The organism is Minwuia sp. IMCC3060, from assembly GCF_029909435.1.
Taxonomy (GTDB): domain Bacteria; phylum Pseudomonadota; class Alphaproteobacteria; order Minwuiales; family Minwuiaceae; genus Minwuia.
Map to the genome: position 1 here is coordinate 2,372,501 of NZ_CP123782.1, position 25,106 is coordinate 2,397,606.

Consider the following 25,106-nt stretch of genomic DNA (forward strand, 5'->3'; position numbering starts at 1 on the left):
CTCGACGTTCTGGAGGACTGGGCCAGGAAGATGACCCGGGGCCGCATGTTGCGGTATCTGGACCTTGGCCTCGGCCGTGGCGGCATCCTGGGCGGCAACCGGCTGCGTCGGACGCTGCAGGAACAATGCGCCGGCATCATGATCGAGGATCTGCCCTGCCGCTTTGCCTCGGTCACGACGGAACTCGCCACCGGCCACGAGATCTGGCTGCAAAAAGGCAGTCTGGTCGATGCGATCACCGCATCCTATGCCCTGCCCGGCGTCTTTCCGCCGGTGAACGTGAACGGGCGCTGGCTGGTGGATGGCGCCATGGTCAACCCCGTTCCGGTCTCGGTCTGCCGGGCCATGGGTGCGCGCCTGGTCATTGCCGTGAACCTGAACAGCGACACCTTCGGCACAAGCAATCTGGCGACGGAGATGATCGACGAGAACCTGCAGTTCGATGAACTGCTGTCCCGCATCCGCGCCAACCCCGACGAGATGCTCAGCCCCTCTGCACTGATGATGCGCCAGATGTTCGGACGTGCGGAGAATGCGCCCAGCATCTTCAGTGTTCTGCTCGGCACCCTCAATATCGTGCAGGACCGGCTCAACCGCTCCCGCATGGCAGGCGACCCGGCCGACATCGATATCGCGCCAAGGCTGGGTCACATCGGCCTGCTGGAATTCGATCGCGCGGAAGAGGCGATCGAGGAAGGCCGGGCCGCCGTCGAACGCGCCCTGCCCGCGCTTGCGGACGCCTATGCCATTCTGGCCTGAAGCCTGTTACCGCGTGTCGTCGGCGCGGTCGTGAATGTCGGCACATCACTTTCGATTGCCGACAAATTCGCGTAGGGTCCGCGCTCGGAAACCGGCCCGTACCTACAGGTGATCCATGGCTGCCATCTTCTCTGTCTCGGCGCTGTTCCTCGGGATCGCCCTCATGATGCTCGGCAACGGCCTGCAGGGGTCACTGCTGGGCCTGCGCGGTTCCCTCGAAGGCTTTGACAATCAGGTACTCGGCCTGGTCATGTCCGGTTACTTCGTCGGATTTCTGGCCGGATCGCTGTTCGCCCCGAAGGTCGTGGCGAAGGTCGGGCACATCCGCGTCTTTGCCGCGCTGGCCTCCCTCGCCTCCGCCGCCGTTCTGGTGCATTCGATCTTCATCGATCCCTGGATCTGGTTCGCCATGCGCCTGCTCACCGGCCTGAGCTATGCCGGTCTCTATATCGTGGCCGAAAGCTGGATCAACGATCTGAGCGACAACCAGAACCGGGGGCGCCTGCTCGCAACCTACATGGTCGTCCAGCTCGGCGCCCTGTCGGCCGGCCAGTATCTGCTGGGTGCGTCGGACCCGAGCGGGGCCAACCTGTTCATGATCGTCGCGGTCCTGGTCTCGCTGGCACTGCTGCCGGTCTGCCTTGCCGCATCCCGCGCCCCGGACTTCACCGCCCCGGAGACGCTCAGTTTCAGGGAGCTCTACCGCCTCTCCCCGCTCGGCTCCGTCGGCATGACGCTGAACGGCGTCACCAATGGTGCGATCTTCGGTTTCGCGGCGATCTATGCGCAGCGCATCGGCCTCTCCGTCACGGAGATATCGACTTTCATCGCCGTCATCTTCCTGGGCGGCATGCTGTTTCAATGGCCGATCGGACGGATCTCCGACCTGGTGAACCGTCGGCTGGTCATTACCGTCGTGACATTCGCGGCCATGCTGGCGGCGATCGTCGCGATCCTGTTGCCGGAACCGGTGACCGTGCAGCCGCCAGCCATGATTGAATCGCGCAGTGTCTGGCCGCTGTTCATTGCCATGGCCATCTTCGGCGGCTTCTCCATCCCGATGTATTCGCTGTTCAATGCCCATGTGAACGACCGGGTGCCCCTGAAGAAGATGGTCGCCGCCTCCAGCGGCCTGATCTTTCTGAACGGTACGGGCGCCATCCTGGGCCCGAACCTGGCGGCCCTTGCCATCGACCTGACCGGCCCCGACGGCTTCTTCATCACCCTGGCCGCGATCCACTGCATCATCGGCCTGCTGACCCTGTTCCGCATGCTGCGCAAGCCCGCCCCGACGGCGAAGCAGCATGTCGATTTCGTGGCCATGCCGGTACGCGGCACATCCTACGCGGTGCAACTGACCGTGGAGCAGGATGAGAACGGCGAGACACCTCCCGACAATGGACAACAGGACGGGACACCGGAGACGGAATCCGCCCCGGAGCCTGAAGCCCCTTCAGAAGAACCCGTTGCCGGACAAGGCGGAGACACCAATGGAAACCGCTGATGCCGTTGTCATCGGCGCGGGCGTCGTCGGTCTCGCCATTGCACGTGAACTGGCGATGGCCGGGCGCGAGGTCATCGTGCTGGAGCGGGAATCGCTGATCGGCTCGATCACCAGTTCACGGAATTCGGAGGTCATTCACGCCGGGATCTACTATCCGAAGGACAGCCTGAAGGCCCTGACCTGCGTCCAGGGCAAGCAGTTGCTGTATGCGTTCTGCGAGAGCCACGGCGTTGCGCACCGGCGTTGCGGCAAGGTCATCGTCGCCACCAGCGAGAGCCAGATCGCCACGCTGGAGGGCATTCGCCAGAAGGCCGTCGCCAATGGGGTGCCCGACCTGCGCGCGGTCGGGCGGGCCGAACTGGCAGAGCTGGAGCCTGCCGTGACCGGCGTGAAGGCCCTGCTGTCCCCCTCCACCGGCATCATCGACAGCCATGGCTATATGCTGGCGCTGCAGGGCGACGCCGAGACACATGGGGCGATGATCGCCTTCGACACGCCGGTCGAACAGATCACCGTTTCGGACGACGGGCCGGGCATCCGCACCGGTGGCGCGGCCCCGTTCGAGATGCGCTGTCGCACCCTGGTCAATGCCAGCGGACTGGATGCCCCCGGCCTGGTGCAAGACATCGACCGGCTGCCGGCGAGCGCGCGGCCGCAAACATGGTTCGCCAAGGGCAACTACTACGTGCTCGCCGGTCGTGCGCCGTTCAACCGCCTGATCTATCCGGTGCCCGAACCCGGGGGTCTGGGCGTTCATGTCACCATCGACATCGGCGGCGGCGCCCGTTTCGGCCCTGACGTCGAGTGGCTGGAAACGCGGAACCCGAGCCGGATCGACTACACCGTGGATCCCGCGCGCGCGGAAAAATTCTACGCCGCCGTCCGCAGCTACTGGCCCGACCTGCCCGACGGCGCGCTGCTGCCCGGCTACTCGGGGGCGCGTCCGAAGCTCACTGCCCCGGGCGAAGAGGCTGCCGATTTCCGCATCGAAGGCCCCGACGACCACGGCTGTCCGGGACTGATCAACCTGTTCGGGATCGAGTCTCCCGGCCTCACCGCCTCCCTCGCGCTGGCCCGGATCGTCGGCAGCAAGGCAGGCTCCGGCACCGGCTGACCCCGATGCCAGAGTCCGGCGCATGCACGCTGGACAGCATTCACACCACTCTGCTAAAGCCGCCCGGCGCGGGACAGGTGGCCGAGTGGTTGAAGGCAGCGGTCTTGAAAACCGCCAAGGGTTAACCCCCTTCGTGGGTTCGAATCCCACCCTGTCCGCCACGATTTTCTGTCTCACGCTCAACGCGCCGTGTTCACCCGCTCCGACGGGGTGCCCATGCGGGCGGTCACGCCGACGTGCGTCGGTTCTCCACGCATCCAGCCCTGGTGACTCTCAGCCCTGTCCAGTGGATGGGCAGGGGTTCAGCGGGGCCACCATCGTCTAGGCTTCCGGTGCGGTGTGCCGGAGCCTGCCTTTTCTCAGACTCGCGAGCGTAAGGCCATAGATGCAGGCGACCACGACTGCCAGGGCGACGACCTGGTGAGGTGCGATGGCATCGCCGAGGAACGGGACGGCAAGGACCATCGTGAAGGCAGGCCAGGGTGTGGTGATCGAACTGGCCAATGACACATCGATATGGCGGACAGCGTAGAACCAGACGAGCAGTTCCAGGAAGTAGACCAGCCCCATGAGGGCCGACATTGCATGGAAAATGGCGCCTATGCCTGAAGCGAACCCTGACGGGACAGCCACGGCCAGAACGACCGCCAGAAACAGCGTCGAGACCGCCACCCGGAAGAACGTGACCTGCACCGGCGTTATGGGCGTTTTGCTGAGCTCCTCCTTGATGATGACATGGGCGATACTCCACAGCAGGGGCACCCCGAGAGACACGAGGAACCAGGGCGACAGGCTCGACATCAGGAAAGTGCCGCCGGTGCCGAGGCAGTAGAGTGCGCCGATCAGAACAACTGTCAGGGCCAGTTCGACTGCGGTCTTGCGCCGTTTCAGGAACAGGGACTCCCAAAGGATCGCGAACAGCGGGTAGGCCTGGATCGCAATGGCTGCATTCGCCGCACCGGCCTTTTCGACCCCCAGAACGTACAGATAGGTCGAGAGGCCGAAAAGCATGCCGGTGAAGAGCGCGACGCGTATCATCCGGTCACGTTGCCGGCGGGACAGATCAATGCCGAAAATCCCCCTGCCGCCCCTTCGCAGTTCCCATCCGAACACCGGCGCAGCGAACACCACCTGCCAGACAGAGAGCGCAAAGGCGAAGCCGAGCGCCCCGATATCGGACGGGCGCAGGTTGGAGATAATCGGCATGACTCCGAGCAGCATGAGGCTGACCAGGGAGAGGACGATGCCTTTCCCGACTGACGGAGAGAAAAGTGCCATGACTGGAGTCCATGATTGCATTGACACCCACAGTCACTGCAATCACACATTTATCAGTGCAATAGAAAGATTGATCTGATGGCAATTTGGATTCCCGATCTGTCGGGGCGTGATGGCCCGAAATATCTCCGGATCGTCGAGGCGATGGCGGAGGATATTGCGACGGGACGCCTGCCCGCAGGGACACGCCTGCCACCGCATCGTGAACTGGCCTATCAACTCGGCATATCCCCGAACACGACCAGCCGGGCCTACGCGGAGGCGGTAAAGCGGGCGCTGCTGAAGGGTGAGGTGGGTCGGGGGACCTTTGTGCGGTCGATCGCCCCCGATCCGGCGCAGGCGGAACCCGAAACCCTTCGCCGGGCAGAGAGCGGGCCGATTGACCTGTCGCGCAACCTGCCGATGCCGGGGGTGTCAGAGCAGCACGTCCGCCGCGTGATGTCCGGGATTGCCGACACTGTGCACTTGCGATCCCTCCTGGACTACCAGACGGATGCAGACCTCCTGCACCACCTGGAGGCGGGTCAGATATGGCTCGCGCGTTGCGGCCTTGAATCGGACCTCGATTGCATCGTTCCGGTCATCGGCGGGCAGCACGGGATCCTGTGCATCCTCATGGCGCTCTTGCAGCCGGGCGATCTGCTGCTGACGGAGTCGCTGACCTACACGCCGGTGCTCACAATGGCAGCCCGTCTCAACCTGCAGACCGGAGGTGTCGCGATGGACGGCGAAGGTGTGGTGCCGGAGGCTTTCGAGGCCTGGTGCCGCAAGGCAAACCCCAAAGCCTTCTATCTGACGCCGACCCTGCAGGCTCCCAAGACGATCACGTTGTCCAGGGCGCGACGGATGAGGATCGCGGAGATCGCCGCGCGCCATGGCGTGGTCCTGATCGAGGACGATGTGTTCGGACCACTCAAGCGCGAGAAGCCCGCGCCGCTGGCACAGGTTGCGCCTGAGACGGCAATCTACGTGACCAGCCTGTCCAAGACGGTCGCGCCCGGACTGCGGGTGGGCTTTCTGAAGGCACCGAAGAAGTTCGTCCCTGCCCTTCATCAGTCGGTCAATCTGAGCGTCTGGATGACGCCGCCGATGACCCTCGAAGTTGCCAGCCGGTTGATCAAGGATGGCACCGCGGAGAGGTTGACCGGCCAGCAGAGACGAACCGCCGCGCATCGCCAGCAACTGGCGCGCAGCGTACTGGGCGCGGAGGCGATCCCGGAGGTCTCGGAGGGTTTCCATACCTGGGTGCCCCTCCCCGACGGCTGGCGTGCCGATGTGTTCTGCGCGGAATGCGCCCGCCTAGGCGTTCGGATCAGCGAGGGCCGCAGCTTCGCCGTCAACGCGGGTGATGCGCCAGAAGCCATCCGTCTCTGCGTCAGCCACGAGGCAAGTGAAGAGCGGCTGCAACGCGGCCTCGAAATTGTCGCGGGTGTGCTGCGGCAGAAGCCGACCTGGTCGTCGATGGTGATCTGACCAACAGCCAGACCGCGAAATCGGCCATCCGTCGCGCCCCGCGGAATGTGTCTGAATGAGCTCGAAGCCGTCGCAGGGAACAGGTGCACGGAGAGCCCACGATCAGCCGGCAGGGGGTGTACGGACGTGGCCGCATCCTCGACAGATCTTCATCGAACGCATGTCTCTGGCGTTCGATGAAGTACGTGCAGCAATGGGGCCCGGTCCTGGAGCCCCGTTTCCTACCAATCGGTCTTCAGGAACCTCTGCGCGAGGAAGGTATAGAGAGCGGAAATCGCCCGCCGTACGCTTTCCCTGGTCTCGAATTTCGGCGCTTTCCACTCTTCCTCGATCTCCGACCAGACAAGTGTGCCCATGTGCAGGTCATCGCGCTCGACACGAACGAATTCGATGACATTCGGCAGGTTGCTGAGGGCGGAAACCACATCGTCGATCTGTGCATCGACATTCTCGAACTTCCGTCTGAATTCCTTCGTCGCATTATCGGCCAGCAGATCCGCGCGAATGGCGTTCTCCAGCGACTGGGAGTCGGCCTTCAGCAACCCTTGGGCAGCTTTCAGATGCCGCCGGATCAGAAAAACCCAGTGATAATATTCACGAAGCGCGTGGATGTATGAAAGCTCCCGACCGAGACGCTCGATCATCTCCACGACCTTTTCCCGGCTGTCGAGCTTCAGGGCTTCCGCAGCCTGCTCGAAGCCCTTCTGGATGTTCTTCTGAACATCCGGGTCGTCAAGCAACTTGGTCATGGCGGCGTTGTCTGCCTTGGTGACACTCTCTCCCGACACCCAGGAGGCCAGCTTCAGCATCAACTGGTTCTTGGCAGACTCGAAGTGTTCCGGTCCGATGGGCCAGGACGCCGTTCCGTCGATAATCTCGGTCGGGATCGAATCGCCCGGAGAGATGTATTGAACGAACTTCAACGCGTCCTGGGCAACGCCGATCAGCTCATAGTCTTTCGAATCCGGCGCAATGCCGAACTCCTTGACCAGCCCCTCGATCGACAGGGCCGCATGGAGTTCACCCATCTCCACATGCAGCATGGGCTTGCGATCCGCCCCGGTGCCGAAGATATACGCGCCCGGGAGAGTGAAAATTCGGTGCTCGAAATCGAAACTGGTTACTTCCATCGTCCTGGCCAGATCCCGCTTGGTATGTTGAGGCTGGTGTCGGCAGCCTGTGCCTTGCCACGTGATATTCGTATCATCGGACAGGTTAACGATGCTTGAATTCAAAGCCTGCCTGATACCTGCACATCATCTTCAGACAAATCTTGTCTGAGGCCCCGTAGCTCCCCTTTCAATACTCAATACCCGGAACGGAAATCCGCCGGTTATTGAAATATCCGCCGTAAAGTCCTCATGAATTCACGGAATCCGAAAATTGCATGCCTCTGAAAGCAGGATCCACTGATGCAGATGCTGTCCGTACTTCAGAGGGATTGGCGGCCTTGCCACCTGGGCCTCTGAATGGCCAGCATCTGGCCATCGGACCAGATCAGGCCTCGGCTCCGGATCAATCGGCCATCAGCTTGTCGACCATTTCCTGATCCACCGTCATGTCCAGGCCTGGACCGGAAGCCCCCGGGGCAGCACGGCGGCCACTGATCCGGTTCCGAAAGTCGGCGACGCATCTCCAGCAGCCTCTGCCCAACGAGGTCTTGGAAATCAAACGCCTGAACGATCTTGCTGCTGGCAGCCTGCGTCTTCTTCCTGTCTCCCGCCGCGTCGGAGAGACTGTCGACAGCCTCCAGAATCGCATCGGCCGAACTTGCAAGCTTCTCCAGACTCAGATTGATCTGGCGCTCCAGATACGAGCGGTCATCCGCAGAAAGTTCCGCCTGTGCGGAGTCGGTCTTGCTCTTCCCGCCTCGCTTGCTGTAGTCGACGGCGATACTGGAAAGCTTGTTGACGAAGCCCCGCAACTCGATCGTGCCAAGCGGATGCTTCCGGTCGACCAGTGCATCGATGTAAGGTCTGAGTTCCTTCTCAAGCGACATGGTTCTGTGCCCTCCAATGCATGCCTTGATTGCCCCGGATCAGCAAGATTCGAGCTCGGAGTGGAAGCACGCCTGCACCAGCCGGTCGGGATCCAGAACGATGGCAGTCTCGTTGCCGATCCTGGCGATGCGGGTACATTTGCGCTGACAGCAGACATTCAAGCGCGCCGGCCACGCCTCACCCAGCGCGCAAGAATCTCCTGAAAATCGTCAAAAATTCCGGCGACTTGACCCACATCAAGAACCCGGAGCCGTCCCGGAACCAGAATGAAATCTGAGCCAATCAAGGCAATCGATATCTGGAGCCGCGACAATGAGACGAGCAATAGCTGCAATCCTGTCTGTCACCGCACTTTTCGTTGGCGCTTCGCTGATGGCGCGTCCCGCGCAGGCGGAGGCTGGCGATCTGGGGGTTCGCATCAGAGGCATCGCAGTGCTGCCAACCGCAGAATCGAACGGCATTCAGCCGACGCTTGGGAATTCGCAACTGCGTGCCGGCAACGCGGTCGTGCCGGAGCTTGATTTCACCTACTTCTTCTCGGACAACATCGCGGCGGAACTGATCCTGGCCACGACCCGGCATCAGATCGAGGGCCGGGGCGGCATCGCGAACCTGGGCAACGCCGCCAGCGCCTGGCTGCTGCCGCCAACGCTGACCCTGCAGTATCACTTCAATCCCGGTGGCGATTTTCAGCCATATCTCGGTGCGGGACTGAACTACACCATGTTCTACGGAGAGGATGCGGACGGGGCGCTGATCAACGCGGTCGGCGCGACAAAGGTGGAAGCGGAGGATTCCTTCGGGCTGGCCGTGCAGGCAGGCCTCGACTATCGCATTGCAGAGAACCTGTTCCTCAATGTCGATGTGAAGTACGTCCGTATCAGCACCGATGTCACCCTGCGCACCGCCAACATCGGCGTGCAGAGGACGACACTCGACATCAATCCCGTGATTGTCGGTGTCGGCATCGGCTACCGTTTCAGCCTGTTCTGATCAGCGGTGCGTGGACGGACCTGCCAATGTCCCTCCACGCATTCCGCATCCGTCGATCAGCCGGATGCCGCTGAAGCATCATGCGACATCCGGTGCCCTGCTTTGCAGCAGCCAGAAGGCAAAGAGCGGTTCAGAGCCCGCACGCATGGCATGAAGGCTGCCCGGTCGGTTGTACAGGGAACCACCTGTTCCCGGCTCGAACCAGGGACCTCCTTCCTGCATGAACTCCCCTGAGGTCATCACCAGATAGGTCTCCTCCGGCGGATGGTCATGGTCCGGGTAACGCACGTGCGGCGCGACCAGCGAGACACCCAGCCAGACGTCGGTTCGTCGTTCGATACCGCTGGGACCCAGGACCATGGCGTTCGCGTGCCCGTCGGTGAAACCCTCTTCGGCGTTGAGTCCCCTGACCGACCGCCTGCCCCAGACGAGCGCCGGTTCGATACGCCGGAACGCAACGGCGAGCCGCACGAGATCCTCGTCGTCAAGGCGATCCGGGTCGGTCGCCATGTCGAGATACCTTTCGCATGTCGGCAGACGCTCACCTGCCCCTGACGCCATGCCCCTCGGGCGCGCCAGTGCGGCAAAGCACTCCGAGACCGATGCCTGCGACCGCCCCTCCCCGGCCCGCCCGGCAAAGGCCATGGCAGCCGCGTCGATGAATGCCTGAAGCTCCATGGATCGCTCGGTCATTGACTGTTCTCCTGTAGCGGGCCGACTGGCCGGATAGCGTGCGCCATTGGTATCACAGCATCTATGCGCGCCGGGCAATGTAGAAGCCGTAGCTGATGTAATCGGAGAATTTCTCGTAGAGGGATATCTCGATTTCCTCAGCCTCGACCAAGGCAACGGCCTCAGCCGTATTGCCGTTTCGGTCAAGGAATGCCCGGAACCTGCGGCGCATCGGCGTGTAGTAATTGTCCATCCAGCAATGCTCCGGCAGCACGAAATAGCCGACGGGTGCGTAGCCGCTGGCTTCGAGAACAGCCAGCTTCTCGGCTGCAGTGCCTACCTCGGGATATTCCCGCTGCCAGTGTTCCTGCAGGTCGGTCGGCCTGTCGCTCGTGAGCCAGGTCAACTCGGAAACGGCCAATATGCCGCCAGGCTTGAGGAAACGTCGCCAGGATCTCACACCGTTGGCAAACCCCATGCTGTAGACCGCACCCTCTGACCAGATCGCATCGAACTGCCCATCCTCGAAGGGAAGCGCTTCCATGGAAACGTTCAGGGGCCTGATGCGATCACCGAGATTCGCGCGCCTGGCGGCTGTCTCAAGCTCGGCGAGAAACACCGGCAGGAAATCCACTGCGGTGACTGTGGCATCGAGCTCACCGGCAAGTATCAGGGCTGAGGCACCGCAGCCACAGCCGATATCCGCGATCCGGATGTCCCTGATACCGGCAAGTCCCGAGAGCCTGATGGCGAGACGCGTTTCGTCGTCGCCACCCGGTCCCTGCCGCCTGGCGCTGCGGTGAAGGTCCGCAAGCAGTTCCATTCCGTCCACGTTTCATCCTTCCCGACACATCCGCGACCATACGCCAATCTGCTTGGCCCCAAACCAGAAAGCCCAGCATTCCCACCCGATACCGCCCGGTCAGAACCTGGCTGAACAGCTTCACCAGATCGTTCTTCGCCGGTCTCAGTCTGGATCCGGAACGGGCTATTCGCAAACCACGGCAATGGCTCGACCCTTGCGAACCTGCACCGAGCCGCGCGGTCGGTAGTCATCATGTCCAACACCGCGCGGATCATCCGCATATCCGATTTCGCGCGTTGTCCTGTGGGAAGCGTCATGTTGCCTTCGGGATCGGTCCGTAGGTCAGTCGGAAGCCGATAACCGCGGCGACCAGCAACGCGATCTGCATCAGTGCCAGCGGCAGCATGGTGCCGTCGTTCAGCAAACCGACGACGACGATGACGCTGGCGACAGTGAGCATCTGGGAGGCGCCGAGCAGTGCGGCGCCCGATCCGGCACGGCCCGGCGCCTCGATCACGACGCCGGCGGCTGTGAACGGGGCCATGCCGCCAAGCAGTGCGATGGTCAGGAACTCCAGCGCCAGGTAGGCGTACTGGTGCAGCATGCCCGCCTGATGGAGCGCGACCTGCACCAGTACCGGAACAATCGAGGCAATGACGAAATAGTGCGCGCCCTGGGGCACACCGATCGACCCAGCCAGCCGACGGGCGATCAGCAATCCGCTCAGGAAGCCGGCCATCACCACGCCAACGCTGATACCAAGGCCAAGCGGCCCGGCCTGACCGTTCGCCAGGTCAATGAAGGGCGCGTTGGCGATGAAGGTATAGCTCGCGCCATAGGCACAGCAGTGCGTGAAGAGGTAGGCGAAATAGCGCCCATGGACGAACAGGCCGGAATAGGTTCGGGCCATGCGGATCGGGTTCAGCCCACCCGTCGTCCGCTCCGTCAGTGTCTCGCGAAAGCTCGCGACCAGCCAGGCGCAGGCAAAACCGGCGACCAGCAGCCCGGCGAGGATCGCGGCCTGCCAGCCGCCATGGGGTATCAGCGCCTCGCCGATCAGCGGGCCGCAGATCATCATCGTGCCGCTGGAAATGAACAGCGGCGCCATCATCCGGGCGGTCTGGCGGTCATCGGTCGCGATGTCACGCACGACCGCGCGGGCCAGCACGTACCCGGCGCTGGCACCGGCGCCCTGGACGATGCGACCGGCGATCAGCACTCCGATACCAGGGGCGAGCGCAGCCAGAACCGAGCCGATGCCGAACAGCATCAGCCCACCGATCAGCACCGGCCGTCGGCCGAATGCGTCGGAAAGCGGCCCCATCAGCAACTGCCCGAGGCCGAACGCCACCGCGAAACCGGAGATCGCAAGCTGGGCGGTGACATTGGGCGTACCGAACTCGCGGGCAATTCCGGGGAGGCTCGGCACCAGCAGTGAGGTCGACAGGTCACCGACTGCGAACAACAACATCAGCAGTGGCAGGATCCGCGGCGTCGTCGCCCCATCGCCGGTCGCCGTCATCGTGCTTTTCCTCCCCTTCGCACAGGACGTCTCCGACATATAGCGCTCCGTGCGCCGCAAATCGATCGCGCCCGGTCAGGTCAATCTGAAGCCGACATTCGACAAGCCCGGCACAGTCAGGCCTGCCAAGGGACACAGGCCCCTCGTCTACCTGCTCGGCGGGACAAGGGTAGACAGCAGTGAACTGCCGAAACTCACTGCTGTCATGGCCCCTAACGTTGCAATGCGCTGCGAATTCGACCCGAGATCTCCGAATAGTCCATGGGGTTGGAAACCATCTGGCCGTTGACAAAGAGAGTCGGCGTACTGGTAACCCGCATGCGTTGATGCCCCTCCAGCCGCGAAGACAGAATCATGTCGACAAGTGACTCATCTGCCATGCAGGCATCGAAAGCCTGACCGGACACACCAAACTGCATGCCGATCTGGCGCAACGCCGCCGTCGGGTTAGCGATCTTGGACCAGCTTGGCTGACGCTCGAACAACACATCGACGACGCCGAAGAAGTTCTGCTCGCCGCTGCATCGCGCCAACATGGACGCCTGAAGGGCGTAACGGTCCAGCGGATATTCGCGGAGGACGAACCGCACCTTGCCGGAGAAAACCCACTCCTCCGTCAGCGCCGGATAGACTTCCTCGTGAAAACGGCGACAATCGGAACAGAGAGGTGGTTCGGTTCGTTTGAACAGTTTCGAGCCGTTTCTTAGGTGGATTTTCCGCTTGGTTATGCCGCCACCGGGATTGGTTGCAACTTGATGTGATATGCCTGATCGGGCGTTTGCCCTTCCAGCGATGAATGCGGTCTCCTTGTGTTGTAGAAGGCCAGGTATCGGTCGATGCCCTGTCGGGCGGCTGACACGCTTTCATAGGCGTGCAGATAGACCTCCTCGTATTTGACGCTGCGCCAGAGCCGTTCGACAAACACGTTATCGCGCCAAGCGCCCTTGCCATCCATGCTGATCTGGATGTCGGCGTCCTTCAGCGCCTTGATGAAGTCAATGGACGTGAACTGTGATCCTTGGTCCGAGTTCATGATCTCCGGCTTGCCATATCTGCGCAGGGCATCATTCAAGGCCTCCAGACACGGCGCTGTTTCCAGCGTCACCGACAGCCGCCAGGCCAGAACCTTGCGGCTGAACCAGTCCAGAACGGCGACCAGATAGACGAACCCTCGGGCCATGGGAATGTAGGTAATATCCATGGCCCAGACCTGATTGGGCTGCGTCACGGCCAGCTTGCGCAGCAGGTAGGGATAGATCCTGTGACCGGGCGCAGGCTTGCTGGTGTTCGGTCTGCGATAGAGCGCCTCAATGCCCATCGTTTTCATGCAGGTTGCCACGTGCAGCCGCCCGGCCGTGAAGCCTTCCTGCCGCAGCAACCCTTTCATCATACGGCTGCCCGCGAACGGGTAGTCCATGTGCAACTCGTCAATTCTGCGCATAAGCTTGAGGTCCGCCGCACTGGTCGGGCGCGGCGCGTAATACAGGCTGCCCCGGCTGATCCCGAGAAGCCGGGCTTGCCGTGTCAGGCTCAGCCTGTGGTCCGGGCCCGTCATTTCCTTGCGCTCGGCAACAGACCGGCCTTGTCGAGCGCGCCCTCTAAAAAATCGTTTTCCAGCGCCAGCTGGCCAATCTTCGCGTGCAGGGACTTTACGTCGATCTGCGGCTCTTTCGCGGCCTTTGGCGTGTCATCGAAGACACCCGTTACGCCCTCAAGCAGCTGATCCTTCCACTGCTTGATCTGATTGGGATGCAGGTCGAACTGCGTCGCCAGCTCGCTCATCGTCCTGTCGCCCTTCAGCGCCGCCAATGCGACTTTCGCTTTGAAGGCAGGGCTGTGGTTCCGCCTGGGTCGTCTTGTCATCTTCGCTCCTTCGTCCCGGCAACGCTGCCGGATTGGGAGCAGAAAATCCACCTAACTCAACTGTCCAGATTTGTCGGGCCACCTCTTTCGGCGGGATCGTGCGCGATGTCGTCGGAAATGAGCAATCCATCATCCTGCGCCGCGAAATCTACGTGCTGGCCGCGCTGCTGGGGGGATCGACCTATGTCATTCTGTCGTCCCTTGCCCTCGAACGCTTCGATGCAGCGATCTGCGCCTTTGTGGTCACCTTCGTCGTACGCGGTCTGGCCATCGTGTTCGGCTGGTCGCTGCCGAGCTATTACCGGGAACCGCGCCCGATCGATGATTCCACGCGCCGGAAAAAGAAATGAGGCTTTCCACTCGGGGAGCGTAGCAAGAACGGCCTGGCTCTGGTCCCGGCTGTCGGGAAGCCGGGGGTCACATCATCGTGTCCCATGCGGCTCGGATCGAAACGATGGCTGGTCCATTGAACTCTTCGGCAACATCGTCGAGATGGTCGCCTGGCCAATGCACCGGAAGCAAAAACCAAACGGGCCGCCCTCGATGAGAGAACGACCCGTTCGGTAAAAGTGGTTGCGGGGGCACGAAGCCGACGTTACTTGCACGTCGATCACGCTATCCTGCGATGGCATCACTCCATCACACCGTGGGACTAATCAGCTAGGCGCCTTCCTTGCGGCCCCGGGTTGAAGTAACCGGACCTTGCGGCTTTGCTCTTCGACCTTTGTGACCTTTGCCATGGATACGGCCAACGATATCGCCCTTGCCGAGGTCCATGCGACGGCTCCCCCGTGTTGCCCAGCGCGAATGGTCAGGCTGCGAAGGATTTCAGGCAGTCATCGCCCGCCGAGACCAGTGGTGAGAAGTCCCTGGCGGCATAATATTCCGGGCGCTCATACGTCTCTCCCCGGTTATCGACCGCGCTGACATTCAGATAGAGAATAACCCGACGAAGCGGTGTGATATTGACTGAAGAGCCATGCACCACCGTCATGTCCATCAGCAGAAGCGATCCCGCCGGCCCCTCGATTGCTTCCAGACCATGTTCAGCGACCAGGCTGGCGATGGTTTCCCGCGGAATGTCGAAACGGTATTTCGATACGGTTTCAAAATCTTCGGAGGTGGGATCCTGGAACGCCCTGGACACGATGCCGTGCCTGTGCGAGCCCGGAATGCCGAGAACAGGAGCATTGCACGAGTTCACGTCATTCAAAAACACGCCGACCATGATGCCTCGGGGATCAGGCAGTCCGTCGACCCGATGATATGTGCCGAAGTCCTGATGCCATTTCACAATGGATCCATCGATCTGCTTGACGTTGACCCGGCTCTGATGAACGAAGACCTTCGAGTCGAGCAATGCTTCCGATGTATCCACAATGTTCGGATGGCGGGCCAGTGCCGCAAATCGGTCATCAAGCAGATGCATGCCATAGACCACGTGCGGCGCGCCATCCGGCTCGCGCGCGACTTCCGGCCCGTCATGTTCGGTCACGGCCTTCACCGCATCGTTGAGCACGGAAACTTCGGTGGCATCGAAAGCGTTTGGAATGACAATCCAGCCTTTGTCGCGGAAAGTCTCGATCTGTGCATCGGTCAATTGCATTTTCGAATTCTCCCTCATCAGGATTCTGCTGCGTTCCGAAGGTCCGTGATGCCGGCCGAAAGGCTGTTGGCAAACAGGCCGATATCATAGCTGTACGACATCATCCGGTAACCGCGTTTCATGAAATCGTAACCCCATTCAGGCGTTGGGGCGAGGGTCGCCGCAGTCTTGCCGTTCCGTTCGGCGGCGTTGACGATCGCATCTATGCCACGCTGCAGGTCCGGATGGTCGAACTGTCCGGGTATCCCCAGCGACAATGACAGGTCCGCATGGCCAAGGTGGGCGGCATCCACGCCTTCCACAGCCATGATTTCCTCCACGTTCTCAAGTCCGGCCGCAGTCTCGATCAGCACGGTCGTCATCGTTCTTTCCTCGGCCTGACGGGCTTTCTCGGCCATGTCCCCCGCCGTGTAATCATCATGGGCACCGCCGAAGATTGCACCGCGGATTCCATGCGGGGGATACCTGTTCCAGCGAACGAGCTCTCGCGCTTCGTCAGCACTTTCAACCATCTGGTACAGCATTCCGAAGGCGCCGGAATCCAGCAGCCGCGCTGTGAACTGATAGTCCTTGCCGGGCGGACGGGCGAAGGGCACAACGCCAAGGCCACGGCACAGAGCGAACTGGGTCTTCATCTCGCCAATCGAGAATCCCGAATGCTCAAGATCGTAGAACACGAAGTCTGCCCCCGACTCGGCGAGTATCTGTGGCAGTCCGGGACTCAGGAACTCGAACATCATCGTCCCGAACACTGTTTCGCCCTTGGCAAGTCGTTCTTTCACCGGATTGTGCCGCATAGATCTCCCCCCTGCATTTCTGTTGCACTCATTTGCACCGCAGTGTCCCGTTGGGTCAATGCAGCGCTCTGCATGGCAGCTTCTCAATTTTGCTTTGCTGTGTCGGCGAACCAGCCGCTACGATGTCTCCTGTTACAGAGTGGTGTGATTTCGCCGCTCTGCAAGGGGAGGGAGCCATGACCACGATTGAGGCGGTCGCCGGACAGGCGTTCGGTGCCGAGGTTACTGACATCGATCTGTCTGTTCCCCTGTCGCCCACCGAGGTTGGGGAATTGCGCGATGCCCTGCCCAGGCACCGTGCACTCCGATTTCCAGATCAGAAGATCCAGCCCGATGATTTCGTCCGGTTCTCGATGATCTTCGGCAGACCGCATCCCCATGTACTAGAGCATCTGCGCCTGGAAGGTCATCCGGAGATCCTGCTTCTGACAAACATAGTCGAGGACGAGAGCAAGCCGAACGGACATAACGGAGCAGCCTTCTGGCATACTGACAATTCATACGAACCTGACCACGCCAGCGCGACGATGCTCTACGCCAGGTCGGTGCCGGTGCAGGGCGGCGAGACCTACCTCTGCGACATGGTCGCGGCGTTTCGCGATCTGCCGGAGTCCCGCCGACGTTTCCTGGAGGGGCTTACCGTCCGACACCGTTATGGCAACCGGGATGCAGGTGCCGAACACGATGCAGGAAAGCTGAAGCCGGAGCAGAAGGCGCGGGTACCGGAAGTCGAACACGAACTGGTCAAGCGCCATCCTGTCAGTGGCGAGAAATGCCTGTATGCGGTCGCTGCCAGCGCTCGCGGCATCGTTGGAATGCCCAATGATGAAGCGACGGCCCTGCTGGATGAACTGAAGGTCCATTGTACCCAACCGAAATACACCATCACCCAGCACTACAGGGTCGATGACCTGTTCATCTGGGACACCATGGTGACCATGCACGCAGCGGCGGTGATGGATGTGGCCAGCAATCAGAGCAACACGAGGATCATGCACCGGATCAGCGTGAAGGGGTATCCCGGCGCATCCGGCTACGCTGCAAGTCAGGCCGTATGATGCTCAACCAGGTTGCTCACATCATTGACCGGATCAATGGCTTTGTCGGGGTGACAGTCTCGTTCCTGACCCTGCCGATGATCGCGGTGATCCTTCTGGAAGTGATCCTGCGCTACGTATTCACGGCACCCACAATCTGGGCGCTGGAGTCGGCACAGATCATGTTCGGGTTCATGTTTCTTCTCGGTGCCGGCTACACGCTCAGGGAAGACGGCCATGTGCGGGTGGAAATCGCCTACATGTATGCCCGTCCCCGCACCGTTTCGGCAATGAAGATTTTCGCCTTGTTCTTTGTCTTCTTCTATTGCGCCGTTGTTCTCTACTATGGCGGCCAGAAGGCACTGGAATCGATAGAAATCGAGGAACAACGTTTCTCTGTCTGGAGTCCCTATATCTACCCCGTAATATCAATGATCCCGCTTGCTGCGATACTCATGATCCTGCAGGGATTGTCTCAGATGTACCGTGAGTTCGGAAAGATGCGGGAACATGACTGAACTCGGGATCGAATACATAACGCTCCTGTTGTTCGTCGGCCTGCTGCTCACCATTTTTCTCGGAGTGCCGCTGGCCTTTGCCCTCGGCACGGTCAGTCTGGTGGCAACCTACTTCTTCTGGGGACCGGCCAGCCTATTCCTTGTCGGCAGCAAGATCGCCGACATGATCTTCAATTATACGCTGATATCGGTCCCCTTCTTCCTGTTCATGGCGAACGTCCTTGCAAAATCCGGGATCGCGGATGACTTCTACGATGCCATGTACAAATGGATGGGACCGCTGCGTGGTGGCCTCGCCATTGGTACGGTCATCATCTGCGCCCTGATTGCTGCCATGAGCGGTGTCAGCGCCGTCGGCGTCGTGACCATGGGCACGATCGCACTGCCGGCGATGCTGAAACGGGGTTACGACAAGAACATTGCGGTCGGAACCATCCTGTCCGGCGGCGCGCTTGGGCAGCTCATACCGCCCAGTCTGCTGGCCATCATCTTCTCCAGCATGGCCAACCTCTCGGTCGGAAAGATGTTTCTGGCCGGGGCCACGCCCGGACTTCTGCTGATGGGGCTGTTCATCGTCTATGTCGCGATCAGGTGCGGCATCAACAAGGACCTGGGCCCGCCCATTCCGATCGAGGAACGGCGGCAGATCACGTTGCGGGACAAGCTGGTAAGCCTGAAGGTCGTGCTGCCTGCCACGCTGTTGGTACTTGGTGTGCTGGGATCGCTTTTTGCCGGGATCGCCAGTCCGACCGAGTCGGCAGCCGTCGGCGCGTTTGGCAGTCTGCTCGTGGCCGCCGGCAACCGGCGGCTGACGCTGGAGGCACTGAAGGACGCCTGTCGCCAGACGCTGCTGTCCTCCACCATGGTCATGTGGATCGCGATCAGTTCGCTTCTGTTCGTTTCAGTCTATGCGGGTCTGGGTGGCGACCAGTTCGTGAAGGATCTGATCGAGATCGCGGGCGTCGGCAAGTGGCAGGTCATCTTCGCCATGATGCTGATCATCTTTCTGCTGGGCATGATCATGGATCCTGTGGGCATCATCTTCCTGACGGTGCCGATCTTTCTGCCGATCGTCGAGACAATGGGTTTCAATCCGATCTGGTTTGGCGCACTGGTGATCATCAACCTTGAGATGGCATATCTGACACCGCCATTCGGATACAATCTCTTCATCCTGAAATCCGTGGCGCCAAAGTCCATTCTGACCATCGATTTGTACAGGGCGGTACCACCGTTCGTGGCACTTCAGGCGTTAGGATTGTTGCTGTGCATTGCCTTTCCCGAGATCATTACATGGTTGCCGGAGGCCTTGTTGCCCTAGCAGCCGACAGCGATCCGGACACTGAACCAATGTCCGGAAAACGCCGCACCCAAGTGTGGCATCAACTGGGAGGAGAACCGATGAAACTGCTCATGAAGACTGCACTATGCGGCTTGGTGGCCGGCGGCATGATGTCTATAGCTGCTGCCGCTCAGGCGCAGGACAAGATCACCTGGCGGATGCAGACGATCGCTGCCCCGAACACCTCCGAATATGACGATCTGGCCAAGGCGTTCGCGGATCGCGTCAACGAACTGTCCGAAGGCAAGCTTGAGATCAAGGTTTTCGGTTCCGGCGTGCTTGCCGGCGAACTTGAGGCAGGCACGGCGGTCGGCCGGGGTGTGTTCGAGGTGTGGCACAGCTACATGCAACTGTACGCTTCGAAGGACAAGGTGTTCCGTTCGGCAAACGAATGGCCGGTCAATGCCGACCGGCTCCAGGCTGCGATGTGGTATGATCAGGGTGGTGCCAAGATCTATCGGGACGCCCTTGTAGATGACAATCTGTACCATCTCGGCGTGACGCCGGTTTCCGGTGAACACATCTGGTCGAATGTGCCCCTCCGCAGTGTCGAGGATCTGAAAGGACTGAAGATTCGTTCCGGCGGCGTGGCATCACGCAGCTTCGCCCTTCTTGGTGCGGCGCCGGTCTCCATGTCAGGTGGCGATGTCTACCAGGGACTGCAGCGTGGTGTTGTCGACGCGGCCGAGTGGACCACACTGACAGTGAACTACGGCTTTGGACTCCATGAAGTCTCCAAGTACGTCATCACACCCAGTTACTCCGGCGGTGCTACCTACGACTGGATCGTCAACCTTGAGGCATGGAACAGTCTTCCGGACCACCTCAAGAACATTGTCAACGCCGCACTTGCGGAGGTTGGCATGTCCTACTGGATGAAGGTGAAGGCCGAAGAGCAGGTGACCTTCCAGAAGCTCCGCGATGCTGGTATCGAGATCATCGAATGGTCTGCCGATGACATGCGCAAGCTGGAAGAGGCCCGCATGAAGGTCGTTGCCGAGATCTATACCGAAGACGCACCGGAATACGCAGCCGTGCTGAAGGATCATTTCCGGTTCATCGAGTCACTCGGTTACGACGTCCCTGACCAGTACTTGAAGTAGTCTCGCCAGACGTCCACCGGGCAGGTGTGCCTGCCCGGTGGACGTCCCATGAGGCGCTAACCGTTCTCGCTGGTCTCCGAGACGAGATGAAAGATGCTGCCCTCGAACCAGGGCAGAATCACCGCCATCGCGTCATGCACCTGCATTCTCTCCGGGCTATCCAGCATCATCTTCATCGCCGTCAGGTCAGGGAAACGAAGCTGGTATATCTGGTAGATGTCGGGGGCTCCGGCTTCGGCTTCGCGAGTTCTCAGGGCTTCGGCAGAGGTGACTCCCGGCAGTTGCCTCAGCAATGGCAGCACAGTGGAGACAACGTGGGCGTCAAAATCCGCTTGTCGGTCCTCGACAACAGAACCAATGAATATCGCCTGACGCAGAATCATTTGCTTTCGCCCTTTGCAGTTTGTTGACCGCACGCTATGCGGGGGACCGGAGCATGACAATACTGGAGGTACAGCCGTGCGTTTCGAGCCGCTTCATGAATCGTTTGGCGCACGCGTCTTCGATTTCGATTGCAGGAACTGCGGAGACGCAGCGCTTGCTCTGACGCTGAAGAAGGCTCTGTCGGACTGGCAGGTCCTGCTGTTTCGCGGTCAGGATCTGACCGATGCCGAGTTCGTGGCCTTCTGCCGACTGTTCGGGGAACTGGAGATACTGCCAGAACCCGAGAAGCGGCATCCCGCACACCCGGAGATATTCAATCTCAGCAATGTCCGTCCTGATGGATCATTGACGCCCAATGACGATCCACAGGCTGTGTTTCTGCGCGGGACATCTCGCTGGCACACCGACTCCAGCTTCCGCCACGTTCCGTGTCTCGCCACGATCCTGTACGCGCTGGACGTACCACCAGAGGGTGGTGATACCGAATTCGCCAACATGATCGCCGCGTTCGAATCCCTCGACCCGACCGAACTTGAGGCTCTGTCGCGTCGGGCCGCGGTGCATTCCTATGCCTACAGTCGCTCGGCCAACCCTGGAAGACTTCCTCCACTGAGCGCGGAGGAACTGGCAAAGGTGCCCGATACCGTGCATCCCGTCCTGAGACGCCTGCCCGACGGTCGACATTCGGTCTTTCTGGGCGGCCACGTCTCGCATCTGGAAGGGGAGGACGTTGCAAGCAGCCGACACCAAGTTCGTGAACTGGAAACGCGGTTGACCACTATCGGCAATGTGTACCGGCATCGCTGGCAGAGGAAAGACCTGCTTCTGTGGGACAACCGGTCGACCCTGCATCGACTGACCGGGTATCAGATCGACAAGTATCGGCGCGTGATGCGGCGATGCACAGTCGCAGGGACAACTGGCGTTGAGCCAGTGGACAAAGAGCTGTGGGGATAGCCTCGAGGGCATTGTCGGAGCAATTCTACCCGGACGCGGCGATTGCTGAGGGGCCAAGGTTTCAGGCCGTGATCTGTCGCCAGTCCGCGACCATTGCATCGTAGCGCCGCTTGAAGTCGGGTCGGCGGCTGAGATAGCGGTCGAGGTTGAAGTGATCGTGGATGGCGGGGTGCCCTGCTCCCCCAACTCTGCATCGCCTTGAGCTCGCGCATGTCTCGCGTGAACCCTTGCTGGAGAGATCCTGCGAGAGCTGGTTGACCAGACTCTCGTGCCCCCAAGCGGGTCGGGTCGAAGCGACGGCTGGTCCACTGGCCGCGTCGGCAACATCGTCGAGATGGCCGCCTTGACCGATGCACCGGAACCACAAAGCAAACGGGCCGCCCTCGATGAGAGAACGGCCCGTTCGGTAAAAGTGGTTGCGGGGGCAGGATTTGAACCTGCGACCTTCAGGTTATGAGCCTGACGAGCTACCGGGCTGCTCCACCCCGCGTCAAGGTGCCTGGCGAGCGGTTGGAACCGCGTTGCCGGGAGCGGTGATATAGCCCCTGTGCCCCGGCTTGTGAACCCCTGCTCTCAGGAAAAATGACAGCTTCATGAAAGCGGTGGTGGCGGGCGTTGACCGCGGTCGCCGGAGAGGCGCTGCCAGAGCCGGTCCAGGCCCGGTACGACACCATGCGGCATCAGCATCACCAGCGCGATCAGCAGCAGCCCATAGACCGGAAAGGAGATGGACTTCGAGATGATCCCGGCCGCATCGGGGAGGAATTCGACGATCAGGCCGCCGACGAACGCGCCCCGCAAGGTATCGATGCCCCCCGCCACTGCCCCGATCAGCAGGGCAATCCCCAGAAAGATCGTGTAGGTATCCGGCGCCACGAAATCCGCCAGCAGCCCGGCGAGCCCGCCGGCCAGTCCCGCCGCGGCACCCGACACGCCAAAGGCCGTGGTCCGGAACAGGGCGACATTGATCCCCATGGTCTTCGCCGCATCCGGGTGGTCGCGCAGCGCCCTGAGCGCCCGCCCGATGCGGCCGTGCATCAGATTGCCGATCAGGAAGGCCGACAGCACAACGATCAGCAGCGACACCAGGTACCACCACTGGTCATCGGACAGTGGCAGGCCGAACGGTGCCCCGGGACGATCCAGATAGATGCCCTGCACCCCGCCGGTGAACTGGTCGAATGGCGGGGCCTTCAGGATACGCGGCACCACCAGGGCGAGTCCCCAGGTGGCCAGCGCCAGATGCACGGTGCTGAACCGCAGGGCCGGCCAGCCGAACAGGAAGCCGAAGACGAAACCCGATACCGCGCCGAAGGGCAGTGCCAGATAGGGGGACATGCCCCATTCGGTGGTCAGCATCGCCACCGTATAGGCACCGATGGCGAAGAACGCGCTGTGACCGATGGAGAACTGCCCGCTGATCCCGGTCAGCAGGTTCAGCCCCAGAATGGCGATGGCGAAGACAATCGCGTCCGTGAAGCGATAGAGGTCATAGTCCTCCAGCACGAACGGAAGCGTGAGGGCGATCAGAAGCCCCAGGGCCGTCTGGACACGAACCATCAGCGCCGGTCTACTGTCGGGTCGGAATCGAGAATGTTCGACACCTCGATCAGGTTCCCGTCCGGGTCCCTGAGATAGAGGGACAGGATCGGCGCGCTGGCCCCGGTACGCTGAACCGGCCCCTCCAGCACAGGAACACCAAGTGCTTCCAGATGTGCCAGGACGTCTGCCAGGGGGACTGTGGTGAGGAAACAGAGGTCGCCCGATCCCGGTGTCGGGCGGTCGGCCTTCGGCTCGAACTCCCTGCCCGCCTCGTGCAGGTTGATCTTCTGGTTGCCGAAACGCAGGGCGGTCCGTCCCTGTCCGAAGGTTTCCACCTGCATGCCCAGGGCCTCCGTATAGAAGCGGACAGTCGCGGGGATGGAGGCCACCGTCAGGACAAGATGGTCAAGGCTGTCGATATGCATGGATTTCCGTCCGGTCAGGTCGCGGCTCAGCGGGCGACGGTTTCCACGGGCACTTCCTCCGGTGCCCCGTCGGCATCCTGCTTCACCTCATCGACCAGCAGGACCGTGTCGGCAGAGGGTTGCACGGAGCGCCAGCTCAGGCTGTCGAAGGTGTTGCAGCGGGGACAGCGGGGGTGCCAGTCGGCAGGCGTCTCGCCGCAACTGTCGCACTGCCAGTGTGGCGCGGCGGGCGCGTCCGCAAGGCGCATCAGCCATTCCCGCGCCTTCCCGGCACCGTCGCCGGACCGCTCCGCCAGACTGACCATCAGGCGACAATGGCGCTGATCGATCGTTTCAGCCTTGTCGTTGGCGCGCTGTGCTGCCTCGTTGGCCTTCATCAGGTCGTCGGCCTCCAGCGCCAGTCGCGCCAGCACCAGCAGGCTTTCCTCATCCCCGGGCGTCGACTTGTGCAGCGTCTCGAAGCGCGCCAGCCGCGCCGCAGGACTCTCCCCGGGCTTCAGTGCCAGGAACGCCTCGGCAATGGCAGGATGACGGGTCTGCTGCCAGGCTGAGGTCAGGTGCCGGTTGGCCTTACGCTCCTTGCCCGATGCGGCGAGCAGGCGCGCCTCCAGCACTGCGGCAGGCACATGCGCGGGATCCTGTTTCAGGGCATCCGTGGCGTGCGTCAGCGCTTCGCGACGCTGTCCGGCGGCCTCCTTGGCCAGTGCATCGGCGGTATAGAGCACCGCCAGCTTGTGTCCCGCATTCTCCCGCGTGTAGACACCGGCCAGCTGCCCGCCTGCGACGGTCTGGGAGGCGGCAGTCCAGTCCTCGGCCGAGACCTGGAGATCGAACAGCGACCGGACGGCCCAGCCTGCGCCGGGACGCAGATTGCGTGCCCGCATGGCCAGCGCCAGGGCCTGTTCGTGGTCACCCAGACGACCCGCCTGGATCAGCAGGCCGCGCAGCGCCACCAGCTCCGTCTCCTTGGTATCCAGCATGGCGCGGAAGTATTTCTCCGCCGTCTTGTCGTCGCCCGCGAGCTGTGCAGCCTGCGCCCGAAGCAACTGGGCCATCGGCGGGCCATTCAGCAGCTTCTCCGCCTGTTCCGCAGCGCGGGAGGCCACCTGCGCCTCTCCGGCCGCGATGGCGGCCATGCCCTCCGTCAGGGCCTTGTAGCCCTTTTCCTTGCGGTTGCCGCGCAGGGCGGAGCCGATACGTCCCGGACTGCCGACCAGCCAGAGCCACAGGCGATAGATCAGCGCCGAAGCGCCCATCAGCACCAGCAGCAGCAACACCAGGACAGGGATCGAGGTCTCGATGCGCCAGCCGGCCCAGGCGAGCGCGATGCTGCCCGGATGATCAGCCAGCCAGGCCGCGCCAACGGCCACCAGAATGACGAAGGCGAACAGGATGATGAAGCGGATCACCGG

At 61.6% G+C, this 25,106-nt stretch carries 25 protein-coding genes and 2 tRNA genes (1 of these 27 cut by a window edge); 12 read left to right on the forward strand and 15 right to left on the reverse strand.

All coding sequences use genetic code 11. The annotated features are described in order from the left end of the window. The 4 genes from QGV54_RS11150 to QGV54_RS11165 form a co-directional block, all read left to right on the forward strand. On the forward strand, positions 1–759 hold the 3' portion of the coding sequence (locus QGV54_RS11150; protein WP_281016756.1) for a patatin-like phospholipase family protein. The gene continues 171 nt to the left of window position 1, outside the view; only the last 759 of its 930 coding nucleotides appear in the window; the start codon falls outside the window, past its left edge; it ends in the stop codon at positions 757–759. A gap of 115 nt (positions 760–874) precedes the next feature. After that, positions 875–2,263 (forward strand): MFS transporter, encoded by a 1,389-nt coding sequence (locus QGV54_RS11155; RefSeq protein ID WP_281016755.1) that lies wholly within the window; start codon positions 875–877, stop codon positions 2,261–2,263. Continuing rightward, positions 2,250–3,377, forward strand: coding sequence for an NAD(P)/FAD-dependent oxidoreductase (locus tag QGV54_RS11160; RefSeq protein WP_281016754.1), 1,128 nt, complete (start codon positions 2,250–2,252; stop codon positions 3,375–3,377). The genes QGV54_RS11155 and QGV54_RS11160 overlap by 14 nt, the downstream gene beginning before the upstream one ends. Before the next feature lie 71 nt (positions 3,378–3,448). Further along, positions 3,449–3,538: transfer RNA gene (locus QGV54_RS11165), tRNA-Ser, on the forward strand. 160 nt (positions 3,539–3,698) lie between these two features. On the opposite strand, the gene QGV54_RS11170 is transcribed toward QGV54_RS11165, so the two are convergent. Further along, the gene (locus QGV54_RS11170) at positions 3,699–4,655 is read right to left on the reverse strand and encodes a DMT family transporter (protein WP_281016753.1); all 957 of its coding nucleotides are present in this window, start codon (positions 4,653–4,655) and stop codon (positions 3,699–3,701) included. A gap of 144 nt (positions 4,656–4,799) precedes the next feature. Here QGV54_RS11170 and QGV54_RS11175 point away from each other — a divergent pair, with 144 nt between their 5' ends. After that, positions 4,800–6,128, forward strand: a complete 1,329-nt coding sequence (locus tag QGV54_RS11175) for a PLP-dependent aminotransferase family protein (protein WP_348638754.1) — start codon at positions 4,800–4,802, stop codon at positions 6,126–6,128. 221 nt (positions 6,129–6,349) lie between these two features. Here QGV54_RS11175 and QGV54_RS11180 read toward each other — a convergent pair whose 3' ends face one another. Both QGV54_RS11180 and QGV54_RS11185 read right to left on the reverse strand, forming a co-directional pair. Next, complete coding sequence (locus tag QGV54_RS11180; protein ID WP_281016751.1) at positions 6,350–7,363, reverse strand: hypothetical protein; 1,014 nt, start codon at positions 7,361–7,363, stop codon at positions 6,350–6,352. A 197-nt stretch (positions 7,364–7,560) separates the two neighbouring features. Continuing rightward, on the reverse strand, positions 7,561–8,127 hold the full coding sequence (locus tag QGV54_RS11185; RefSeq protein ID WP_281016750.1) for a hypothetical protein: 567 nt from the start codon (positions 8,125–8,127) through the stop codon (positions 7,561–7,563). Between the two features lie 313 nt (positions 8,128–8,440). Between QGV54_RS11185 and QGV54_RS11190 the strand changes: the two genes are divergently transcribed. Further along, a complete protein-coding gene (locus tag QGV54_RS11190; RefSeq protein WP_281016749.1) occupies positions 8,441–9,121 on the forward strand; it encodes an OmpW family protein in 681 nt (226 codons plus the stop codon). Positions 9,122–9,199: 78 nt separating this feature from the next. Here QGV54_RS11190 and QGV54_RS11195 read toward each other — a convergent pair whose 3' ends face one another. The 5 genes from QGV54_RS11195 to QGV54_RS11215 all read right to left on the reverse strand — a co-directional run bounded on the left by QGV54_RS11195 (position 9,200) and on the right by QGV54_RS11215 (position 13,983). After that, a complete protein-coding gene (locus tag QGV54_RS11195) occupies positions 9,200–9,814 on the reverse strand; it encodes a dimethylsulfonioproprionate lyase family protein (protein WP_281016748.1) in 615 nt (204 codons plus the stop codon). A gap of 61 nt (positions 9,815–9,875) precedes the next feature. Beyond that, positions 9,876–10,616, reverse strand: coding sequence for a class I SAM-dependent methyltransferase (locus QGV54_RS11200; RefSeq protein ID WP_281019871.1), 741 nt, complete (start codon positions 10,614–10,616; stop codon positions 9,876–9,878). A 295-nt stretch (positions 10,617–10,911) separates the two neighbouring features. After that, positions 10,912–12,120: an MFS transporter gene (locus tag QGV54_RS11205; protein WP_281016747.1), complete on the reverse strand. Its 1,209-nt coding sequence runs from the start codon at positions 12,118–12,120 to the stop codon at positions 10,912–10,914. A 212-nt stretch (positions 12,121–12,332) separates the two neighbouring features. Further along, positions 12,333–12,950 carry a thioredoxin domain-containing protein gene (locus QGV54_RS11210; protein ID WP_348638785.1) on the reverse strand — a complete coding sequence of 206 codons (618 nt, stop codon included), beginning with the start codon at positions 12,948–12,950 and terminating at the stop codon, positions 12,333–12,335. Next, positions 12,845–13,983, reverse strand: a protein-coding gene (locus QGV54_RS11215; protein ID WP_281015974.1) for an IS3 family transposase whose coding sequence is annotated in 2 segments (ribosomal slippage) — positions 12,845–13,719 and positions 13,719–13,983 — 1,140 coding nt in all. Because the reading frame shifts where the segments join, the coding sequence is not laid out codon by codon here. The genes QGV54_RS11210 and QGV54_RS11215 overlap by 106 nt, the downstream gene beginning before the upstream one ends. A 98-nt stretch (positions 13,984–14,081) precedes the next feature. Between QGV54_RS11215 and QGV54_RS11220 the strand changes: the two genes are divergently transcribed. Beyond that, positions 14,082–14,333: a hypothetical protein gene (locus QGV54_RS11220; protein WP_281019901.1), complete on the forward strand. Its 252-nt coding sequence runs from the start codon at positions 14,082–14,084 to the stop codon at positions 14,331–14,333. 461 nt (positions 14,334–14,794) lie between these two features. Here QGV54_RS11220 and QGV54_RS11225 read toward each other — a convergent pair whose 3' ends face one another. Together QGV54_RS11225 and QGV54_RS11230 are read right to left on the reverse strand one after the other, a co-directional pair. After that, positions 14,795–15,589 carry a phytanoyl-CoA dioxygenase family protein gene (locus QGV54_RS11225; RefSeq protein ID WP_281019902.1) on the reverse strand — a complete coding sequence of 265 codons (795 nt, stop codon included), beginning with the start codon at positions 15,587–15,589 and terminating at the stop codon, positions 14,795–14,797. Between the two features lie 17 nt (positions 15,590–15,606). Further along, positions 15,607–16,386, reverse strand: a complete 780-nt coding sequence (locus QGV54_RS11230) for an aldolase/citrate lyase family protein (protein ID WP_281019903.1) — start codon at positions 16,384–16,386, stop codon at positions 15,607–15,609. Between the two features lie 176 nt (positions 16,387–16,562). Here QGV54_RS11230 and QGV54_RS11235 point away from each other — a divergent pair, with 176 nt between their 5' ends. The 4 genes from QGV54_RS11235 (at position 16,563) to dctP (ending at position 20,386) form a co-directional block, all read left to right on the forward strand. Further along, the gene (locus tag QGV54_RS11235; RefSeq protein WP_281019904.1) at positions 16,563–17,444 is read left to right on the forward strand and encodes a TauD/TfdA family dioxygenase; all 882 of its coding nucleotides are present in this window, start codon (positions 16,563–16,565) and stop codon (positions 17,442–17,444) included. Next, on the forward strand, positions 17,444–17,941 hold the full coding sequence (locus QGV54_RS11240) for a TRAP transporter small permease subunit (protein WP_281019905.1): 498 nt from the start codon (positions 17,444–17,446) through the stop codon (positions 17,939–17,941). Before QGV54_RS11235 ends, QGV54_RS11240 begins: the two co-directional genes overlap by 1 nt. After that, the gene (locus QGV54_RS11245) at positions 17,934–19,262 is read left to right on the forward strand and encodes a TRAP transporter large permease subunit (RefSeq protein ID WP_281019906.1); all 1,329 of its coding nucleotides are present in this window, start codon (positions 17,934–17,936) and stop codon (positions 19,260–19,262) included. The genes QGV54_RS11240 and QGV54_RS11245 overlap by 8 nt, the downstream gene beginning before the upstream one ends. Before the next feature lie 80 nt (positions 19,263–19,342). Beyond that, positions 19,343–20,386, forward strand: coding sequence for a TRAP transporter substrate-binding protein DctP (dctP, locus tag QGV54_RS11250; protein ID WP_281019907.1), 1,044 nt, complete (start codon positions 19,343–19,345; stop codon positions 20,384–20,386). Positions 20,387–20,442: 56 nt separating this feature from the next. On the opposite strand, the gene QGV54_RS11255 is transcribed toward dctP, so the two are convergent. Further along, positions 20,443–20,769 carry a hypothetical protein gene (locus QGV54_RS11255; protein ID WP_281019908.1) on the reverse strand — a complete coding sequence of 109 codons (327 nt, stop codon included), beginning with the start codon at positions 20,767–20,769 and terminating at the stop codon, positions 20,443–20,445. A gap of 76 nt (positions 20,770–20,845) precedes the next feature. On the opposite strand from QGV54_RS11255, the gene QGV54_RS11260 reads away from it, so the two are divergent. Next, positions 20,846–21,727 (forward strand): TauD/TfdA family dioxygenase, encoded by an 882-nt coding sequence (locus QGV54_RS11260; protein ID WP_281019909.1) that lies wholly within the window; start codon positions 20,846–20,848, stop codon positions 21,725–21,727. Positions 21,728–22,140: 413 nt separating this feature from the next. Here QGV54_RS11260 and QGV54_RS11265 read toward each other — a convergent pair. The 4 genes from QGV54_RS11265 to QGV54_RS11280 all read right to left on the reverse strand — a co-directional run bounded on the left by QGV54_RS11265 (position 22,141) and on the right by QGV54_RS11280 (position 25,103). Then, positions 22,141–22,217, reverse strand: a tRNA-Met gene (locus QGV54_RS11265). 101 nt (positions 22,218–22,318) lie between these two features. Continuing rightward, on the reverse strand, positions 22,319–23,287 hold the full coding sequence (locus QGV54_RS11270) for a branched-chain amino acid ABC transporter permease (protein ID WP_281016742.1): 969 nt from the start codon (positions 23,285–23,287) through the stop codon (positions 22,319–22,321). After that, entirely contained in the window at positions 23,287–23,694 is a 408-nt protein-coding gene (locus QGV54_RS11275; RefSeq protein WP_281016741.1) for a VOC family protein, read from the reverse strand. The genes QGV54_RS11270 and QGV54_RS11275 overlap by 1 nt, the downstream gene beginning before the upstream one ends. Before the next feature lie 26 nt (positions 23,695–23,720). Next, entirely contained in the window at positions 23,721–25,103 is a 1,383-nt protein-coding gene (locus QGV54_RS11280) for a heme biosynthesis HemY N-terminal domain-containing protein (protein ID WP_281016740.1), read from the reverse strand. Positions 25,104–25,106: the final 3 nt, after the last annotated feature.